This is a genomic window from Mycobacterium sp. ACS1612 (genome assembly GCF_001667505.1).
Lineage (GTDB): Bacteria > Actinomycetota > Actinomycetes > Mycobacteriales > Mycobacteriaceae > Mycobacterium.
This window is the reverse complement of the sequence record NZ_LZHZ01000067.1, coordinates 1-16,084: the sequence shown is the minus strand read 5'-3', so window position 1 is coordinate 16,084 and position 16,084 is coordinate 1. Positions and strand designations below refer to the sequence as shown.

General features: G+C 67.6%; 18 protein-coding genes. 7 read left to right on the top strand and 11 right to left on the bottom strand.

Annotation, left to right across the window (positions count from 1 at the left end; all coding sequences use genetic code 11):
- The first annotated feature begins 3 nt into the window (after positions 1 to 3).
- On the top strand, positions 4 to 471 hold the full coding sequence (locus A5724_RS28665; RefSeq protein ID WP_067810769.1) for a GNAT family N-acetyltransferase: 468 nt from the start codon (positions 4 to 6) through the stop codon (positions 469 to 471).
- Here the strand turns inward: A5724_RS28665 and A5724_RS28660 are convergent.
- From A5724_RS28660 to A5724_RS28645, 4 genes are all read right to left on the bottom strand, one after another.
- Positions 458 to 913, bottom strand: coding sequence for a PH domain-containing protein (locus A5724_RS28660; RefSeq protein ID WP_067810326.1), 456 nt, complete (start codon positions 911 to 913; stop codon positions 458 to 460). The genes A5724_RS28665 and A5724_RS28660 overlap by 14 nt on opposite strands.
- Positions 910 to 1,383 carry a 6,7-dimethyl-8-ribityllumazine synthase gene (gene ribH / locus A5724_RS28655; RefSeq protein WP_067810324.1) on the bottom strand — a complete coding sequence of 158 codons (474 nt, stop codon included), beginning with the start codon at positions 1,381 to 1,383 and terminating at the stop codon, positions 910 to 912. The genes A5724_RS28660 and ribH overlap by 4 nt, the downstream gene beginning before the upstream one ends.
- Positions 1,380 to 2,651: a bifunctional 3,4-dihydroxy-2-butanone-4-phosphate synthase/GTP cyclohydrolase II gene (locus A5724_RS28650; RefSeq protein WP_067810322.1), complete on the bottom strand. Its 1,272-nt coding sequence runs from the start codon at positions 2,649 to 2,651 to the stop codon at positions 1,380 to 1,382. Before A5724_RS28650 ends, ribH begins: the two co-directional genes overlap by 4 nt.
- A 63-nt stretch (positions 2,652 to 2,714) precedes the next feature.
- Positions 2,715 to 4,835, bottom strand: coding sequence for an Ig-like domain-containing protein (locus A5724_RS28645; RefSeq protein WP_156752499.1), 2,121 nt, complete (start codon positions 4,833 to 4,835; stop codon positions 2,715 to 2,717).
- A 10-nt stretch (positions 4,836 to 4,845) separates the two neighbouring features.
- Between A5724_RS28645 and A5724_RS34010 the strand changes: the two genes are divergently transcribed.
- Positions 4,846 to 5,037, top strand: coding sequence for a hypothetical protein (locus A5724_RS34010; protein WP_156752498.1), 192 nt, complete (start codon positions 4,846 to 4,848; stop codon positions 5,035 to 5,037).
- Between the two features lie 457 nt (positions 5,038 to 5,494).
- On the opposite strand, the gene A5724_RS28635 is transcribed toward A5724_RS34010, so the two are convergent.
- A complete protein-coding gene (locus A5724_RS28635) occupies positions 5,495 to 6,115 on the bottom strand; it encodes a riboflavin synthase (protein ID WP_067810315.1) in 621 nt (206 codons plus the stop codon).
- Positions 6,116 to 6,233: 118 nt separating this feature from the next.
- Here A5724_RS28635 and A5724_RS28630 point away from each other — a divergent pair, with 118 nt between their 5' ends.
- Positions 6,234 to 6,932 (top strand): LppX_LprAFG lipoprotein, encoded by a 699-nt coding sequence (locus A5724_RS28630; RefSeq protein ID WP_067810313.1) that lies wholly within the window; start codon positions 6,234 to 6,236, stop codon positions 6,930 to 6,932.
- Positions 6,932 to 8,500, top strand: coding sequence for an MFS transporter (locus A5724_RS28625; protein WP_067810308.1), 1,569 nt, complete (start codon positions 6,932 to 6,934; stop codon positions 8,498 to 8,500). Before A5724_RS28630 ends, A5724_RS28625 begins: the two co-directional genes overlap by 1 nt.
- A gap of 4 nt (positions 8,501 to 8,504) precedes the next feature.
- Here A5724_RS28625 and A5724_RS34295 read toward each other — a convergent pair whose 3' ends face one another.
- Entirely contained in the window at positions 8,505 to 8,672 is a 168-nt protein-coding gene (locus A5724_RS34295) for a hypothetical protein (protein ID WP_197518810.1), read from the bottom strand.
- 148 nt (positions 8,673 to 8,820) lie between these two features.
- Here A5724_RS34295 and A5724_RS28620 point away from each other — a divergent pair, with 148 nt between their 5' ends.
- The 3 genes from A5724_RS28620 to A5724_RS28610 are packed head-to-tail and all read left to right on the top strand — an operon-like array spanning position 8,821 to position 11,507.
- Complete coding sequence (locus A5724_RS28620; RefSeq protein WP_197518808.1) at positions 8,821 to 9,384, top strand: type 1 glutamine amidotransferase domain-containing protein; 564 nt, start codon at positions 8,821 to 8,823, stop codon at positions 9,382 to 9,384.
- A gap of 48 nt (positions 9,385 to 9,432) precedes the next feature.
- Positions 9,433 to 10,482 (top strand): ABC transporter permease, encoded by a 1,050-nt coding sequence (locus A5724_RS28615; RefSeq protein WP_067810306.1) that lies wholly within the window; start codon positions 9,433 to 9,435, stop codon positions 10,480 to 10,482.
- 2 nt (positions 10,483 to 10,484) lie between these two features.
- Positions 10,485 to 11,507 (top strand): ATP-binding cassette domain-containing protein, encoded by a 1,023-nt coding sequence (locus A5724_RS28610; RefSeq protein WP_067810304.1) that lies wholly within the window; start codon positions 10,485 to 10,487, stop codon positions 11,505 to 11,507.
- Here A5724_RS28610 and ribD read toward each other — a convergent pair.
- The 5 genes from ribD to A5724_RS28585 are packed head-to-tail and all read right to left on the bottom strand — an operon-like array spanning position 11,488 to position 16,065.
- Positions 11,488 to 12,489 (bottom strand): bifunctional diaminohydroxyphosphoribosylaminopyrimidine deaminase/5-amino-6-(5-phosphoribosylamino)uracil reductase RibD, encoded by a 1,002-nt coding sequence (gene ribD, locus A5724_RS28605; RefSeq protein ID WP_067810303.1) that lies wholly within the window; start codon positions 12,487 to 12,489, stop codon positions 11,488 to 11,490. The two genes, A5724_RS28610 and ribD, sit on opposite strands and share 20 nt — an antisense overlap.
- A complete protein-coding gene (gene rpe, locus A5724_RS28600; RefSeq protein ID WP_067810302.1) occupies positions 12,489 to 13,163 on the bottom strand; it encodes a ribulose-phosphate 3-epimerase in 675 nt (224 codons plus the stop codon). The genes ribD and rpe overlap by 1 nt, the downstream gene beginning before the upstream one ends.
- 35 nt (positions 13,164 to 13,198) lie before the next feature.
- The gene (locus A5724_RS28595; RefSeq protein WP_067810300.1) at positions 13,199 to 14,572 is read right to left on the bottom strand and encodes an RsmB/NOP family class I SAM-dependent RNA methyltransferase; all 1,374 of its coding nucleotides are present in this window, start codon (positions 14,570 to 14,572) and stop codon (positions 13,199 to 13,201) included.
- Complete coding sequence (gene fmt, locus A5724_RS28590) at positions 14,569 to 15,498, bottom strand: methionyl-tRNA formyltransferase (RefSeq protein ID WP_067810298.1); 930 nt, start codon at positions 15,496 to 15,498, stop codon at positions 14,569 to 14,571. Before fmt ends, A5724_RS28595 begins: the two co-directional genes overlap by 4 nt.
- A 30-nt stretch (positions 15,499 to 15,528) precedes the next feature.
- Positions 15,529 to 16,065 carry a LemA family protein gene (locus A5724_RS28585; protein ID WP_067810295.1) on the bottom strand — a complete coding sequence of 179 codons (537 nt, stop codon included), beginning with the start codon at positions 16,063 to 16,065 and terminating at the stop codon, positions 15,529 to 15,531.
- Positions 16,066 to 16,084 lie beyond the last annotated feature (19 nt).

Sequence of the window (16,084 nt, the reverse complement as noted above, 5' to 3'; positions counted from 1 at the left end):
AGTGTGGCGGCCCGCGTCGCCAGGCTGACGGACTCGGACTGGCGGGTGTTCGCGGGGGTGCGGTTGCGGGCATTGAGCGATTCTCTGGGCGAGGATGATCCGCAGTTCCGACAGGAGTCGGCGTTCACCGCTACGCAGTGGCGTCGCAGACTACGCGAGCACGCGCAGTTCGCCGTGCTGATCGGTGACCGTCCCGTCGGGTTGATCGGCGCGCAACTGGAGAGCGCGGACACCGTGTACCTCTATTCCCTGTGGCTCGACCCGGCGGTCCGCGGTCAGGGTCTGGCGCGCCCACTGGTGGCTACGGCGGTGGAGTGGGCCCGCGACCGCAGGGCACGCACCGTCACCCTGCGGGTGGCTCATGACAACGCGGTGGCCCGCGGTGTGTACGAGGGCCTCGGCTTCACCCTGCAGAACGGCGAAAACCCGTGCGACCGCGGCGAAGTCGCGATGTCGCTCAGCGTGAGCTGATGTCAGGCCGGTAGCGGGCCAGCAACTCCCGCACTGTGTCCATGGCGTCGACGGCGCGCTCTCTGTCGACGGCCTGGATCGCCATCACCGGGACGTACTCGTCGTCGGGCAGGTCGACCCTGGCCCACCGCGCCCCGCGCGGAAACGAGACGTCGACCACGTCCGACCACGGAATGAGCCTGTAGCCGATCAGGTTTCGCACCGCGACTCCTGCCGAGCCGACACGTAACCGCGGCCGCGCGAACAACAGCACCGCGCCGGCGATCACGACGCCGAGCAGCGCGATGGCCACCTGGTCCGCCGTCCGGAAGATCACGCCGGTTGAGGCGATCTTGAGCAACGCGCCGACGGCGACATGAGCGGTCACGATCAACGCGGCCGCCCCGTACGCGAAATACGGTGTCAGATGGGGCCGTATCTCGACATCCCAGTCCTGACTCATGACCTCAGTTCACGTAGGGTCAGCGCTGTCGACAGCGCGGCGGCCGCGGCCTGCGCGCCCTTGTCCTCGGCCGAGTCGGGCAAACCGGCCCGGTCAAGGGCCTGCTGCTCGGTGTTCGTAGTCAGCACGCCGTTGGCCACCGGGGTCGACGCATCCAGCGACACCCGGGTCAACCCTTGGGTGACCGCGTCGCAGACATAGTCGAAATGCGGCGTCTCGCCGCGGATCACCACGCCGAGTGCCACCACCGCGTCGTGTTGGGCGGCCAACGCCTGTGCCACCACAGGGATCTCGATCGCGCCGAGTACCCGCACGATGGTGGGGTTGCCGATGCCGGCGTTGGCGGCCACCTTTCGGGCGCCCTCTAGGAGGGCATCGCAGATGGTCTCGTGCCATGTACTGGCGACGATGGCCAGCGTTATGCCCGATGCATCCAGATCCGGAAGATCGGGAACGCCGGTACCGCTCATAGCGCTCCGCCGAACTCGCCCGGCACCGCTTCGTCGTAGTCGTCGAGCCCGGTCAGATCATGACCCATCCGGTCGCGTTTGGTCATCAGGTAGCGGATGTTCTCGGCGTTGGCGCGCACCGGCAGCGGCACCCGCTCGATGATGTGCAGCCCGTAGCCGTCTAGGCCGACGCGCTTGGCGGGATTGTTGGTCAGCAGCCGCATGGACCGCACGCCAAGGTCGACCAGGATCTGCGCGCCGATGCCGTAGTCGCGGGCGTCGGCGGGCAGACCCAGCTTCAGATTGGCGTCGACGGTGTCCTCGCCCGCGTCCTGCAACTGGTAGGCCTGCAGCTTGTGCATCAGACCGATGCCGCGGCCCTCGTGGCCACGCATGTACAGCACCACCCCGCGGCCCTCGCGAGCCACCATCGCCAGCGCGGCGTCCAGTTGCGGCCCGCAGTCGCAGCGACGCGAGCCGAATACGTCGCCGGTCAGGCACTCGGAGTGCACGCGGACCAGGACGTCGTGCCCGTCGCCGTGCGGTCCGGCGATGTCGCCGCGGACCAGCGCCACATGCTCGACGTCTTCATAGATGCTGGTGTAGCCGACCGCGCGGAATTCCCCATGCCGGGTCGGGATGCGGGCCTCGGCGACGCGTTCGATGTGCTTTTCGTGTTTGCGCCGCCATTCGATCAAGTCGGCGATCGAAATCAGCGCCAGATCGTGTTCGTCGGCGAAGATCCGCAGCTCGTCGGTCTGCGCCATCGCGCCTTCGTCCTTCTGGCTGACGATTTCGCAGATCGCCCCCGCGGGCTGCAGTCCCGCCAGTCGGGCCAGGTCGACCGCGGCCTCGGTGTGACCGGGGCGGCGTAACACCCCCCCGTCCTTGGCCCGCAAGGGCACGACGTGGCCCGGTTTGGTGAAATCCTCGGCGGCGCTTGACGGATCGGCGAGCAGCCGCATGGTCGTGGCACGGTCAGAAGCCGAAATACCCGTCCCCACACCGGTTTTCGCGTCAACGGTCACGGTGTATGCGGTGCCGTGCTTGTCCTGGTTGACCGCGTACATCGGCAACAGCCCGAGCCGGTCGCAGATCTCGCCGTCGAGCGGCACACACAGATAGCCGGAGGTGTAACGGACCATGAATGCGACGAGCTCCGGAGTGGCCTTCTCGGCGGCGAAAATGAGGTCTCCCTCGTTCTCCCGGTCCTCGTCGTCGATGACGACAACGGCCTTGCCCGCAGCGATGTCGGCAACCGCCCTCTCCACGGAGTCCAGCCTCGTCATCACAACAGTATGAACCACACCCGCTGGATAGTTATTGCCGCTCCCCTGACCTGGGCTTCGACCCTAGATCGTCAAGGTGATCGGCACCTTCCCGCCGTGCCCGTCGGACATGGTGACCACGAAGGTCTTGCCGCTCTCGGTGAGCAGGCTCACAAGGGTCACGGTGTTGCCGAGGATCACCGGCAGATTCAGCAATCCGCCCGATGGAAGGGAGGTGACGGCCAGCGTCAGCGTGTCGTCGTCGGCGTCAATCATGCCGTTGACGGTCCACGTCTTGGTCAGGCCCAGCACGCCACCGCTGGACTTGCCGACGTTGGTGTAGGCCGGCGCGGTGTTCTGCGGGGTGACGTTGAACGCCCCGCTGCTGAATGTCGCCGTGCCGCCGTGCCCGTCATCGACGGTGATGGTGATGGTGTCCTGTTTGATGGCGGTGCCGGCATTGTCGGCGGCTGCCGCATGCCTGGCGTCCAACGTCGGCGTGTACGTGAAGGTGGTGCCGTTGAAGGTGACGGTGCCCTTACCGGCCGTGCCGGTGTACGTCAGCGTGTCGCCGTCGGCGTCGGTGATGCCTGTCACCGAGCCGGTGATGACGCCGTTCGCGTTGGCGGCGGGGAACGTGGCGGTGCCGCCGGCCGGTGCACTGTTGGCGGGCAGGATGTTCACCGACACCGTCGTGACGGTGATGGACCTGCCGTTGGCGTCGGTGCCCTTGATGGTGAACGTGTCCGTCTTGTCGGCGGCGGTGGCGTTGGCAGCCGCTGCGGCGTGGCGCGCCTGCGGCGTCGGCGTGTAGATGAAGCCGCCCGTCGAGGTGACGAAGACGCTGCCCTTCGACGACGGCCCGGTGCCCACCGAGTAGGTCAGCAATCCGTTGTCGCCGACCGGGATGTCCAACGAACCGCTGTAGGCGCCGTTGGAGGTGTTCGTGTTCGCCCCTGTCACCGCGATGCCGAGGTCCGCGCCGACCGACACCGTCGTCTGGACGGCGCCGTGGACGCCGTCGTCCACGGTCACCACGAAACTGTCTGTGTTGTCCGGGATTCCGAGGATGTTGTGGCCGGACACCGCCGGTATGTAGGTCCAGTCGCCTGTCGTCGTGTTGAGGCTGACGATGCCGCCGAGGGTGGTGAACGCCGACGTGGCGGTCGCGCCAGCGGTGTTGCCGTTGGCAAGGCTGTACGTCCGCCCGTCGACGCTGCCGCCCGCGAAGCCGCCGCGCACCACCCCGATGCTGTCGCGTGGGCCGACCGTCGCGGTGGGCACGTCGAGACTGACTGTGTACGAGGTGGTGTGGCCGTTCGGAGCGTAGAAGTGGTCCCCGACGCCGGTGTCGTCGAAGGTGACGGTGAACGAGTTCGGCCCCCCGCCGCCGAGCAGTGGCGGGGTGTAGACGTAGGCGTACTGGTTCGTCAGGGGCACGTTCGTCACAACGACCAGGCCGCCGTTGGTGGGCTGCGTGTAGGTGAACGTCAGCGGGTCACCGTCCGGATCGGTCGCGACGAGCGTGCCCGTGATTGTGCCCAGCACCGGAACCTGAAGCGCCGGAGTCGGTTGCGTGACGACCGGGACGTGGTTCAGCGCGATCTCGGTGAGGCGCTGATACGCCGCGACCAGCACCATGTAGATCGGGATCGCGATCGGATTCGGGATGGGTCCCGACAGCGCGGTCTGCAGCGCACGCCCCAACACGACGACGACGGCCACCGCCACCCTCGTCGGTGATACGCCGGGGATGGTGGGGTACGGCGGCAGGGTCACGGTCGGAAGCCCGAACGTCGGCGGGGTGACCGCGGTGGTCGCCACCGTTGTCCGTGCGAGGGGCCCCACCACCGTCTGCGCGGTCTTCGGCTCCGCGGTTTGCGCCGCGGCCGTGACGGTTTCGCCGGTTTCGGGCTGGGTGACCGCGGCCTTCTCCCCTACCACCGCCTGCGCCGACTTCTGCTTGTCATCGGTCGCTGGTGTCTCCTCGGGCGTCGGAGTCGTTGTCTCCGAGGGTGTTTGGTCGTGTTCCTGCGGCTTGGGCTTCTCCGTGGTGGGTTCGGCGGCGGCCTGCGGCGGCGTGGGCGTAGACGAGTTCTCGTGCGGGACCGTCGAGACCGTGGTGCCGGAACCACCGGAGGCACTGACCGACGTTGTCGGACCATCGCCGGAGGTCGTGGTGGTCGTGGTCTGCGATCCCGACAAGGTCGTGCTCGTGGTTGTCGTCGAAGTCGACGTCGACGTCGACGGGTGCTCCGACTCCGTGCCTGTGGTGGCACCGGAGGTGCCCGTTGCACCGGAAGTCGTTGTGCCCGAGTCGGTTGTGGTGTTCGACTTCGATCCGCCGTCGGTGTCCGGTGACCCTGAGGTCGAGTTCTCGCCTGTGGTGGCAGACGCGACGCCGTGACCTGTGGTGACCACCGCGACCCCGAGGCCGACAGCGACCGCTAGCCCGCTCGCGCGACCAGCCCTCTCGGGTCGCTTCGCATGCTTGCCACGCTTAGCTGCCGACATGTCAGGCTCCCGACTCCCCCGAGTGACGGCTTCATGGGGCCCGGAGGCCGATACATGAATTTTCAAATAACTGCGGCGAAACTTAACATGTGCGTCAATAACTGGCAAGGATCGTTCGCAAACCATACGACTGTGTCGGACGCAAGCCGCGAGCTGTTGGTTTCACCGCTGTGAACTGGGCGAACAATAGCGTGCAGGCGACACGCCCGTGCGTCAGGGCAAATTTAACTCTGCCCGTCGGCTAATGGTGTATAGGCCGCAGAAGCTCATCGGAGCATGCCTGTGTTGACAGCCGAGATCCCGATTCGGAACCGGGGCTGTGGAAGCTGGGCCAAGCTGTGAATCGGCTGTCAGGCGTTGCCAGCGCCGCTGTCGTCGTCGGTGGAGCCGAGGAGACGCTCCACGTACTTCGCGATGATGTCGACCTCGAGGTTCACGCGGGTGCCGACCTCGGCACTGCCGAGAGTGGTGAGTTGCAGCGTCGTCGGGATCAACGACACCTCGAACCAGTCATGGCCGAGACCGGAAACCGTCAGGGACACCCCGTCGACCGTGATCGACCCCTTCTCGACGACGTATCGAGACAGCGCTGTGGGCAAGGCAATTCGGATGACTTCCCAATGTTCCGACGGCGTCCGCGCGATGACGTGCCCTGTCCCGTCGACATGGCCCTGCACGATGTGCCCGCCAAGGCGGCTGTTGACCGCGGCCGCCCGCTCGAGGTTCACCTGGCTGCCCACGCCGACACCGCGCAGGCTCGATCGGTTCAGCGTTTCACCCATCACGTCGGCGCTGAAGACACCGTCGGGCAACACCTCGACGACGGTCAGACAGACACCGTTGACCGCGATCGAATCGCCGTGCCCTGCGTCGGCCGTCACGACAGGTCCGCGGATGACCAACCGGGCCGAGTCGCCGAGTTCTTCCTTGGCTACGACCTCGCCCAGTTCTTCGACGATTCCGGTGAACACCGGGCCAGAGTAACCAGCCGCACACCGGTGTCGAAAGTCCAGTTCGGAAGCCACGTTTGCCCTTCGGCCGGGAGTACGCGCGACACGTTGGTGTGAGCGCACCCTCTACGATGCAGTCATGCAGACGCGCCTCTTGGCGATCTTCGCCGCCCTTTTTGCCGCCGTCGCCCTGATCGCAGGGTGCTCCTCGAACTCCCAGGATTCGTCGAAAGCACTGCCCGACGCGGCCACCCTGCTCAAGCAGTCCAGCGAGACGACGAAGGCGCAAACGAGCGTCCACCTGAAGCTGTCGGTGCAGGGCCAGATCCAGGATCTGCCGATCGAAACCCTAGAAGGCGATTTGACCAACAAACCCGCCGTCGCCGCGCAGGGCACGGCCAACATCATCTTCTTGGGTCAGCGCCTCGAGGGCGTCGACTTCGTGGTGGCTGACGGCAACCTGTTCGGCGCGATCACCAAAGGCAGCTTCCAGGACTTCGGCCCCGCCGCCGACATCTACGACGTGTCGGCGCTGCTGAACCCCGACGTCGGCTTCGGCAACATCCTGGCCAACTTCTCGGATCCCAAAGCCGATGGCCGCGAGAACATCAACGGCGTCGACGCCGTCCGCATCACCGGGACCGTGAGCGCCGACGCCGTCAACAAGATCGCGCCGCAGCTCAAGGTGACGGGCCCGGTGCCGGGCACCGCGTGGATCCGCGAGGACGGCAACCACGAACTGGTGCAGGTCAAGCTCGAAGTGTCGCCCAACAACAGCCTCACGATGACGTGCAGTGACTGGGGCAAGCCGGTCACCGTCACCAAGCCCACGGTCTGATGGGCTCGTCGCCAGGAGCCGTCAAGCCGGCGACAACCAGCCGCAGAGTCGCGATCAGCGCTGGCAGCCTGGCGGTGCTGCTGGGTGCGCTGGACACCTACGTCGTGGTCACGATCATGACCGACATCATGCGAGACGTCGGTATCGGGATCAATCAGATCCAGCGCGTCACGCCCATCGTCACCTGGTATCTGCTCGGCTACATCGCGGCCATGCCGCTGCTCGGTCGGGCATCCGACCGGTTCGGCCGCAAGTTCGTGCTGCAGGTCAGCCTGGCCGGGTTCGCGATCGGCTCAGTCGTCACCGCGCTGTCGAATGATCTGACGCAGCTCATCATCGGACGCGCGATCCAGGGCATCGCCAGTGGCGCACTGCTGCCGGTGACGCTGGCTCTGGCGGCCGATCTGTGGGCGGCCCGCAACCGCGCGGCAGTGCTCGGCGGTGTGGGCGCCGCACAGGAGTTGGGCAGCGTGTTGGGCCCGCTGTACGGCGTCGCGGTGGTGTGGGCGCTCAACACCTGGCGCGACGTGTTCTGGATCAACGTGCCGCTCGTGGTGATCGCGATGGTGATGATCCACTTCAGCCTGCCCTCGAAGGAGAAGTCCGAGCACCCGGAGAAGGTCGACGTGATCGGCGGCGTGCTGCTGGCCATTACGCTGGGCCTGGCCACGTGGGGCCTCTACAACCCGGCACCCGACGGAAAAACCGTGCTGCCGAGTTACGGCCCACCCCTGCTGATCGGCGCGCTGGTCGCGTGTGTGGCGTTCTTCGTGTGGGAGAAGTTCGCCCGCACCCGACTGATCGAACCCGCGGGCGTGCACTTCCGGCCCTTCCTGTGCGCATTGGGCGCCTCGTTGGCCGCGGGCGCGGCGCTGATGGTGACGCTGGTCAACGTCGAACTGTTCGGGCAGGGCGTCCTCGGCATGGACAAGAACGGGGCCGCCGCACTGCTGCTGCGGTTCCTGATCGCGCTGCCGATCGGCGCGCTGCTCGGCGGCTGGGTCGCCACCAAGGTCGGCGACCGGATCGTGGCGTTCGTCGGCCTGATGATCGCGGCAGGCGGCTACTGGCTGATCTCGAAGTGGCCGGTGGACCTGCTGGCCGCCCGGCACGACCTCGGGCTGTTCAGCGTGCCCGTGCTGGACACCGACTTGGCCATCGCCGGCCTGGGCCTCGGCCTGGTGATCGGACCGCTGACGTCGGCGACCCTGCGGGTGGTGCCCGCCGCACAGCACGGCGTCGCGTCGGCTGCGGTGGTGGTGGCCAGGATGATCGGCATGCTGATCGGGATCGCGGCCCTGAGCGCCTGGGGCCTGTACCGGTTCAACCAGATTCTGGCCGGCTTGCCCGCGGGCACCGGGAACAACCTGGTCGAGCGGCTCGCCGCGCAGGCGGCCCGCGTCCGCACGGCCTACGTCATGCAGTACGGCGAGATCTTCTGGATCACGGCCCTGGTCTGTGTGGTCGGCGCGCTGCTCGGCCTGCTGATCAGCGGCCGGCACGAACACGCCGACGAATCAGAGCCCGCCGTGGAGGCGGAGCCGGCGGGCAAGCACCGGGCCCCCTAGCCGCTCAGCAGCGTTCCAAACCCCTGCGGATCAGCTGGGGTTCGCGTGCCTCGGGCTTTGCTGTCTTTGCCGGCTCATCGGTGGTCAGGTTGCGCAACGCGTCGCAGACCAACATTTTGAGGGTTTTCGGGTCTACGGGTCGGGCATTGAGCCAGTCCTGCAATGCAGTCATGCTCGTCGTCCTTTGTTAGTGCTCACCAGGCGGCAACTCTCGTCGGTGAAAGCGCTTTGGTACCAGTGTACCGATCGCGGCGCTCTGATTGATTGCTCGCCGCGCCGGGTAAGCGTGCCGAAGACGACAACCTGACAGGAGACGATTCATGGCAAGTTCACTGAATGGCAAGACGATTGCGTTCTTGGTGGCCCCAGAGGGCGTGGAGCAGGTCGAGCTGACCGAACCGTGGAAAGCCGTCGAGGAGGCCGGCGGCCACCCCGAGTTGGTCTCGACGGAAGTCGGAAAGATCCAGGCATTCAACCACCTCACGCCCGCGGACACCTTCGAGGCGGACAAGGCGGCCGACGGTGTTTCCGCCGCCGACTATGACGCGCTGGTGCTCCCGGGCGGTGTGGCCAATCCCGACTTCCTGCGAACCAACAAGGCGGCGGTCGCATTCGCGAAGAGCTTCTTCGATGCGGGCAAGCCGGTCGCGGTGATCTGCCACGGCCCGTGGACCCTGATTGAAGCGGATGTCGTGCGGGGCAGGACGATGACGTCGTGGCCGAGTGTGCAGACCGATCTGCGCAACGCGGGCGCCAACTGGGTCGACGACGAGGTGGTCGAATGCTCGCGCGGGCCAAACACGTTGGTGTCCAGTCGTAAGCCCGACGACCTGCCCGCGTTCTGCAACACGCTGGTCGGGGCTTTCGCCCAAGAGAAGTCATAACCGTAAAACCCGACGCACAGCTGTCGAGGCGTCGGTAATCTCGCAGACATGCTGATCGCCGCTCTGCGCGACATGCAGTGGCGTAAGCGGCGCTTCGTCATCGCGATCTTTTCCACGGCCATCATCTTCGCGATGACGCTCGTACTGACCGGCCTGGCGAACGGATTCCGGGTGGAAGCCGAGCAGACCGTGGACTCGCTGGGCGTGGACCAATTCGTGGTCAAGGAGGGCGCGTCGGGGCCGTTCGTCGGCGCCACCCCATTCGCGCCGGTGGAGTTGGGTCGCATCGCGGCTGCTCCCGGTGTGACCGCGGCGGCGCCGCTCGTGTACGCCGGGGGCACCGCGACCATCGGTGACACCACGCGAAACGTCGACATCTTCGGCGCACCCGAGCGTGGACCGGGGATGCCCGCGGTGTCCGACGGTCGTGCCGCCTCGACCCCCGACGAGGTCGCGGTGTCCAGCACGCTCGGTCTCGCCGTCGGCGGCGACATCGAAATCGCTTCCCGCACATTGCGTATCGTCGGCATCGTGGAAAACTCCACGGCGCTTGCCAACCTGCCCAACGTGTTCCTCACCACGGCCGGCGCACAGCGGTTGGTGTACGGCGGTGAACCGCTGGTGGCCTCGATTGGAGTGCGCGGCAACATGACTGAGGTGCCGCCCGGCTATCACACCATCGATCGCGACGGCGCCATCGCCGATCTGCTGCGTCCGTTGAAGGTCGCGGTGAACTCGATCACCATCGTCGCGATCATGCTGTGGATCGTCGCGGCGCTCGTTGTCGGATCGGTCATCTACCTCTCGGCGCTAGAGCGCCTCCGAGACTTCGCGGTGTTCAAGGCAATTGGCGTGCCGACGCGCAACATCGCGGGCGGACTCGCGCTGCAGGCGGTGGTGATCGCGCTACTTGCCGCACTCCTCGGTGCCCTGCTGTCACTGGCCCTGGGACCGCTGTTCCCGATGAAGGTAATCGTGCCAGCGGCGGCATACATCGCTCTGCCGATCGTCGCCGTCGTGATCGGCTTGATCGCCAGCGGCAGCGGATTGCAGCGCGCGGTGTCGGTGGACCCCGCCATCGCGTTCGGGGGCCCGTGACCATGGGCGATCTCAGCGTTCAGAACCTGGTGGTCGAGTACCCCAGCGGGACAGACAAAGTCCGCCCCATCGACGGGTTCGACCTCGACGTGGCCGCCGGCTCACTGGTGATTCTGATGGGCCCCAGCGGTTGCGGGAAGACGACGCTGCTGTCCTGCCTCGGCGGCATCCTGCGGCCCAGCAGCGGCGCCATCAAATTCGGCGACGTCGACCTGACCTCCCTCGATGCCCGCGGCCTGTCGATCTACCGCCGCGAGACCGTCGGCATCGTGTTCCAGGCGTTCAACCTCGTGCCGAGCCTGACCGCGGCGGAGAACGTGATGATCCCGATGCTGGCGGCGGGCATGTCGCGCCGCGCCGCATTCAAAAAGGCCGAGCAATTGCTGTCGCGGGTGGGTCTGCAGGACCGCATGTCGCATCGTCCGGGCGACCTCAGCGGCGGGCAGCAGCAACGGGTCGCGGTCGCACGCGCGATCGCCCTCGATCCGCCGCTGATCCTGGCCGACGAGCCCACCGCGCACCTCGACTTCATTCAGGTCGAGGAGGTGCTGCGGCTCATCCGCGAACTCGCGTCCGGCGACCGGATGGTCGTGGTCGCCACCCACGACAGCCGAATCCTGCCCCTGGCCGATCGCGTCGTCGACCTCGTTCCGGATTTCATCTCGATGGACCGGCCGCCCGACACCGTCGAACTCGCCGAGGGCGAGGTGCTGTTCGAACAGGGCACGATGGGCGACCTGATCTACGTGGTGTCCAGCGGTGAGCTCGAGATGTTGCGCGAATTACCGGGCGGCGGTGAGGAATTGCTGAAGGTGGTGACGAAGGGCGACTACTTCGGCGAGATCGGGCCGCTGTTCCACCTGCCCCGCAACGCCACCGCTCGTGCACGCTGTAAGGCGACGGTGATCGGCTACACGGTGCAGGCGTTCCGTGAGCGACTCGGCACGGGCGGTGTGCGCGACCTGATCGAACACCGTCCGCTGGACGCCGACGATCTCGAAACGCCTACGCAGGAATCAGGCTGAGCAGCAGATCCGGCCCGATCGGCTCGATCCCGTCGTAGCGCCAGCGCTGCGCGTGCGCGATCGACAGCACACCGACATCGTCGACGGCGGTGATGGGGCCACCCAACAGAATCGGCGCTACGTAGGCGATGATCCGGTCGATCGCGCCCGCCCGCAGGAACGCGCCCGCCAGCGTCGGCCCGCCCTCCAGAATCACATCGGTGCGGTCCGACAACGCCTTGATCACCTCGTGCGGATCGCGGGTGCGGATCACCATCGTCCGCGAGTCGTCGTTGAGAACCCGCGCCTCCGAAGAGATCTCACGTTCCCCGACGACCACCCGCAGCGGCTGGCGGTCAGCCAGCGAACCGTCGGGCAGACGCGCGGTCAGCACCGGGTCGTCGACGAACACCGTGCCGGTGCCGACGATGATCGCGTCCGCCGCGGCGCGGCGGCGGTGCACGTCGGACCGCGCCGCCTCGCTGGTGATCCATTGACTGGTGCCGTCGGCGGCGGCGCTGCGCCCGTCGACGCTGGTGGCGAATTTCCACGTGACATGCGGCAACCCGGTGCGCTGTTTGTGCAGCCATTCCCGAAGCGGACCGCCCGCCACCACGTCCGTCAGCACCCCCGCCTCGACGCCGACACCCGACTCGGCCAGCCGCGTCGCTCCGCCTGCCGCCTGCGGGTTCGGATCGGCGACGGCATAGACCACCCGCGAGATACCCGCGGCGACAAGGGCATCCACACACGGTGGGGTCCTGCCGAAGTGATTGCACGGCTCCAGCGTCACGACCGCGGTCCCGCCGACGGCCCGCTGCCCCGCCCTGCGCAACGCCATCACCTCGGCGTGCGGGCCACCCGGCGGTTGAGTGGCGCCGACACCGGCGATCTCGCCGTCGCGGTCCAGGATGACCGCGCCGACAGGCGGATTGGGATAGGTGCTGCCCTTGACCCGGTCGGCGTGTTCGACCGCGAGTCGCATGGCTGCGTCGAGCTTCATCACCGCAAGTGCTTGGACGCGGCGGCGGCCTGCCTGCGTAGCGATTCCACTGCGGCGGCTGGATCCTCAGCGCTGTAGACGGCCGACCCCGCGACGAAGCAGTCCACGCCGGCCACAGCGGCCTGTTCGATGGTGTCGGCGTTGATGCCGCCGTCGATCTCGACCAGGATCGTCAACTCACCGGAGTCGACAAGCCTGCGCACGATGCCCACCTTCGGCAGCACCTCGGGGATGAACTGCTGTCCGCCGAAGCCCGGTTCCACCGACATGATCAGCACGGTGTCGAAGTGCGGCAGTATCTCCAGATAGGGATCGATGGGTGTGCCGGGTTTGACCGAAAGGCCCGCCTTGGCGCCCGCGGCGCGGATGTCGTTGGCCACCGCGACCGGATTGTCGGTGGCCTCGGCGTGGAAGGTGACGTTGTAGGCGCCCGCTTCGGCGTACGGCGGCGCCCATCTGCCCGGGTTCTCGATCATCAGGTGGCAGTCCATCGGGATGTCGGTGCGCGTGAGCAACGCCTCCACGACCGGAAGGCCGATGGTCAGATTGGGCACGAAATGGTTGTCCATCACGTCGACGTGCAGCCAGTCGGCACCGGTGACCGCCGCGGCTTCGTTACCGAGTTCGGCGAAGTCGGCGGCCAGGATCGACGGCGCGATGAGGGGTGCTGCCATGGAGCTACCTTATCGTTGGCTCTTCGCGCGAACGCTCATCGCTCCACTAAGAGGGCGGCAGCGAACATCGCGTCGGTGCCGTGCCGGTGCGGCCAGAGCTGCACGTAGGCACCGTCGCCGAGGTTGTCGACGGGTGCGAACAGCGGCCGGGTGTCCACGGCGGTGACGTTGTGGCGGCGCACGACGTCCGCGACGACGCCCGCCGTTTCGGCCAGATGCGGCGAACACGTCGCGTAGAGCACCACACCGCCCGGCCGGGTCAGCCGGATCGCCGAGGCCAGCAGCTCGCGTTGCAGCCGGCCCAGTGCGGGCACGTCGGCCGGTTGGCGCCGCCAGCGAGCCTCGGGCCGACGCCGCAAGGCACCCAGCCCCGTGCAGGGCGCGTCGACGAGCACCCGGTCGAATCCCGGTTCGAGCCCCGGATCGCGGCCGTCGACGCGCAGCACCTCGACGGGAAGGCCGCGGGTGTTCTCCTCGACCATGTCGGCGCGCCTGGCCGCGGGTTCGACCGCCGTCACCCGGGCATCGCCACCGAGCGCGGCCAGCAGCGCGGTCTTGCCGCCGGGACCCGAGCACAGGTCCAGCCAGCGCCCGGTGTCCGGGCCGTCCAGGTCGGCGAGGGTCAGCGCACGGGCCACCAGTTGGCTGCCCTCGTCCTGCACCAGCGCGGCGCCGTCGCGGACCGGGCCCAGCCGCGCCGGGTCGCCCCCGGACAGGTAGACGGCATACGGCGAGTAGCGCCCGAGAATGCCGTCGACCTGCGCGGCCAACTGGTCGGCGGTCAGCACCCCCGGCCGCGCGGCCAGGTGCACGGCGGGCCGGTCGTCGTCACTGCTCAACAGCGCGTCCAACTCACCTGCGGACGCACCGAGCGCGTCGGCGAACGCCTGCGCGATCCAGCGAGGGTGCGCGTGCACGAACGCCGCGTGGCCCACCGGGTCGCTGGCTGCGGGCGGGGCGAGCTCGGCTACCCACGACTGCTCGTCACGCCCCGCGATGGTCCGCAGCACCCCGTTGACGAAACCTGCTCGCGCCGAGTCGAACTCGATACCAGCCTGTTCGACGGTGGTGGACACTGCGGCGTGCTGTTCCACCCTGGTGCGCAGCAGTTGGTAGGCGCCGAGCCGCAACAGGTCCAGCAGGACGGGATTGATCTTCTCCGGCGGTCGATCGGCGGCTTTGGCGATGATCGCGTCGAGCAGGCCGCGGGTGCGGCAGGTGCCGTAGGTGAGTTCGGTGGCGAACGCGGCGTCGCGGCCGGTGATGCCCCGCTCGCGTAGCATCGCGGGCAGCGCGAGGTTGGCGTAGGCGTCGCGGTCGGACACCGCGCGCAGCACGTCGAACGCGGCGCGGCGAGCCGGGTCGAGCGGTTTACGCCGCGGCGGGCGTTTGTTGCGGGGCTTGGTCATTGGGCGCGCGTCGTTTCGTCGAGGCGGGCGCCACGGGCCCAGTCGGCCGCGTTCATCATCTTCTTGCCCGGTGGTTGGATCTGCCCGAGCCGCACCGGCTGTGATCCGGTGCCGACCTGCACGCCGTTGCGCTCGACGCGAATAGTGCCCGGCGGCAAGGTTTCTGCAGTGTCCTCGGCGGTAACCGGACCGACCTTGACGCGCAGATCACCAATCATGGTCCATGCGCCGGGATTCGGGGTGACGGCCCGGATCCGGCGGTCGACCACGTGGGCGGGCAGATCCCATCTGATCCGTGCGTCTTCGACGGTGACCTTGGGTGCGATGGTGACACCGTCTGCGGGTTGAGGCACCGGTGTCAGCGATCCGTCGGCGATGCCGTCGAGTGTCCTTTCCAACAGCTCCGCTCCCGAAATGGACAGCCGCTCAAGCAGATCGCCTGCGGTGTCGGTCGGCCGCACCGTCTCGGTCACCACGCCGTAGACCGGGCCCGAGTCCAGCGCGAGTTCGATTTGGAACGTCGTCGCCCCGGTAACGGTGTCTCCGGCGGCGATGGCCGCCTGTACGGGCGCGGCGCCACGCCACGCGGGCAGCAGCGAGAAGTGCAGGTTCACCCAACCGTGCGTCGGCACCGCCAGCAGCCGCTCGGACAGCAGCGCACCGTAGGCGACCACACCGCAGGCGTCCGGCGCCAACTTGGTGAGCTCCGCGACGAACTCCTCCGAGTTCGGCCGCGTCGGCCGCAGCACCGGGATGTCGTGTTCGGCCGCCAGCTGCGCCACCGGCGACGGTGTCGGCTTACCGTGCCTGCCCTTCGCGGCGTCGGGCCGAGTCAGCACCGCGACCACCTCGTGACGTGGCGACTCGATCAGCCGGCGCAGCGACGGGAGCGCCGGGTCGGGGGTGCCCGCGAAGACGATGCGCATCGCGCCAGTGTAGGGAGCGCTGCTCGGCCGCTAGCGAGGCGTCTGGTAGTACTCCCGCTCCGACACCCCCGCCAACGGCGCGACGAACATCCACGGGATGGTGGTGATCAGCCGGTTCAGCGTGGCCACCGCGTCGTTGTAGTACTGCCGCGCGAACGCCAATTTGTTCTCGGTGTCGGCGAGATTATCCTGCAGGTTCAGGAAGTTGTTCGACGAGTTCAGCTGCGGATAGGCCTGCCCGAGCGCGAGCACCGGCGCCAGCGCGGTATCGAGTTCCTTCTCCGCCGCGCTGCGCTGCGCCACCGATTCACCTGTGGTCGCCGAGTTCAACGCCGCGCGTGCATTGGTGACGTGGTCGAGAATGCCCTTCTCGTGGGCGGCGAACGTCTCGACGGTGTGCACCAGGCTGGGAATCAGCGAGGCGCGCCGTGTCAACTCGACGTCGATACCGGAAAGCGCCTCAGCGACACGGACATCGGCGGCTCGGATCTTGTTGTAGCCCACCACGAATCCGATCAGCGCCAGTACCGCCAGCACCAGCACGAGAATCAGCAGGAACCTCACCACGAGCCGCCCCCTCCGCCAC

Bases quoted from the DNA above. Each gene is read 5' to 3' on its own strand.
- A5724_RS28595 (WP_067810300.1), bottom strand. From the start codon at position 14,572: ATGACCAAGCCCCGCAACAAACGCCCGCCGCGGCGTAAACCGCTCGAC.
- fmt (WP_067810298.1), bottom strand. From the start codon at position 15,498: ATGCGCATCGTCTTCGCGGGCACCCCCGACCCGGCGCTCCCGTCGCTG.
- rpe (WP_067810302.1), bottom strand. From the start codon at position 13,163: ATGGCAGCACCCCTCATCGCGCCGTCGATCCTGGCCGCCGACTTCGCC.
- A5724_RS34295 (WP_197518810.1), bottom strand. From the start codon at position 8,672: ATGACTGCATTGCAGGACTGGCTCAATGCCCGACCCGTAGACCCGAAA.
- ribH (WP_067810324.1), bottom strand. From the start codon at position 1,383: ATGAGCGGTACCGGCGTTCCCGATCTTCCGGATCTGGATGCATCGGGC.
- A5724_RS28610 (WP_067810304.1), top strand. From the start codon at position 10,485: ATGGGCGATCTCAGCGTTCAGAACCTGGTGGTCGAGTACCCCAGCGGG.
- A5724_RS28615 (WP_067810306.1), top strand. From the start codon at position 9,433: ATGCTGATCGCCGCTCTGCGCGACATGCAGTGGCGTAAGCGGCGCTTC.
- A5724_RS28630 (WP_067810313.1), top strand. From the start codon at position 6,234: ATGCAGACGCGCCTCTTGGCGATCTTCGCCGCCCTTTTTGCCGCCGTC.
- A5724_RS28620 (WP_197518808.1), top strand. From the start codon at position 8,821: ATGGCAAGTTCACTGAATGGCAAGACGATTGCGTTCTTGGTGGCCCCA.
- A5724_RS28660 (WP_067810326.1), bottom strand. From the start codon at position 913: ATGAGTCAGGACTGGGATGTCGAGATACGGCCCCATCTGACACCGTAT.
- ribD (WP_067810303.1), bottom strand. From the start codon at position 12,489: ATGAAGCTCGACGCAGCCATGCGACTCGCGGTCGAACACGCCGACCGG.
- A5724_RS28625 (WP_067810308.1), top strand. From the start codon at position 6,932: ATGGGCTCGTCGCCAGGAGCCGTCAAGCCGGCGACAACCAGCCGCAGA.
- A5724_RS28650 (WP_067810322.1), bottom strand. From the start codon at position 2,651: ATGACGAGGCTGGACTCCGTGGAGAGGGCGGTTGCCGACATCGCTGCG.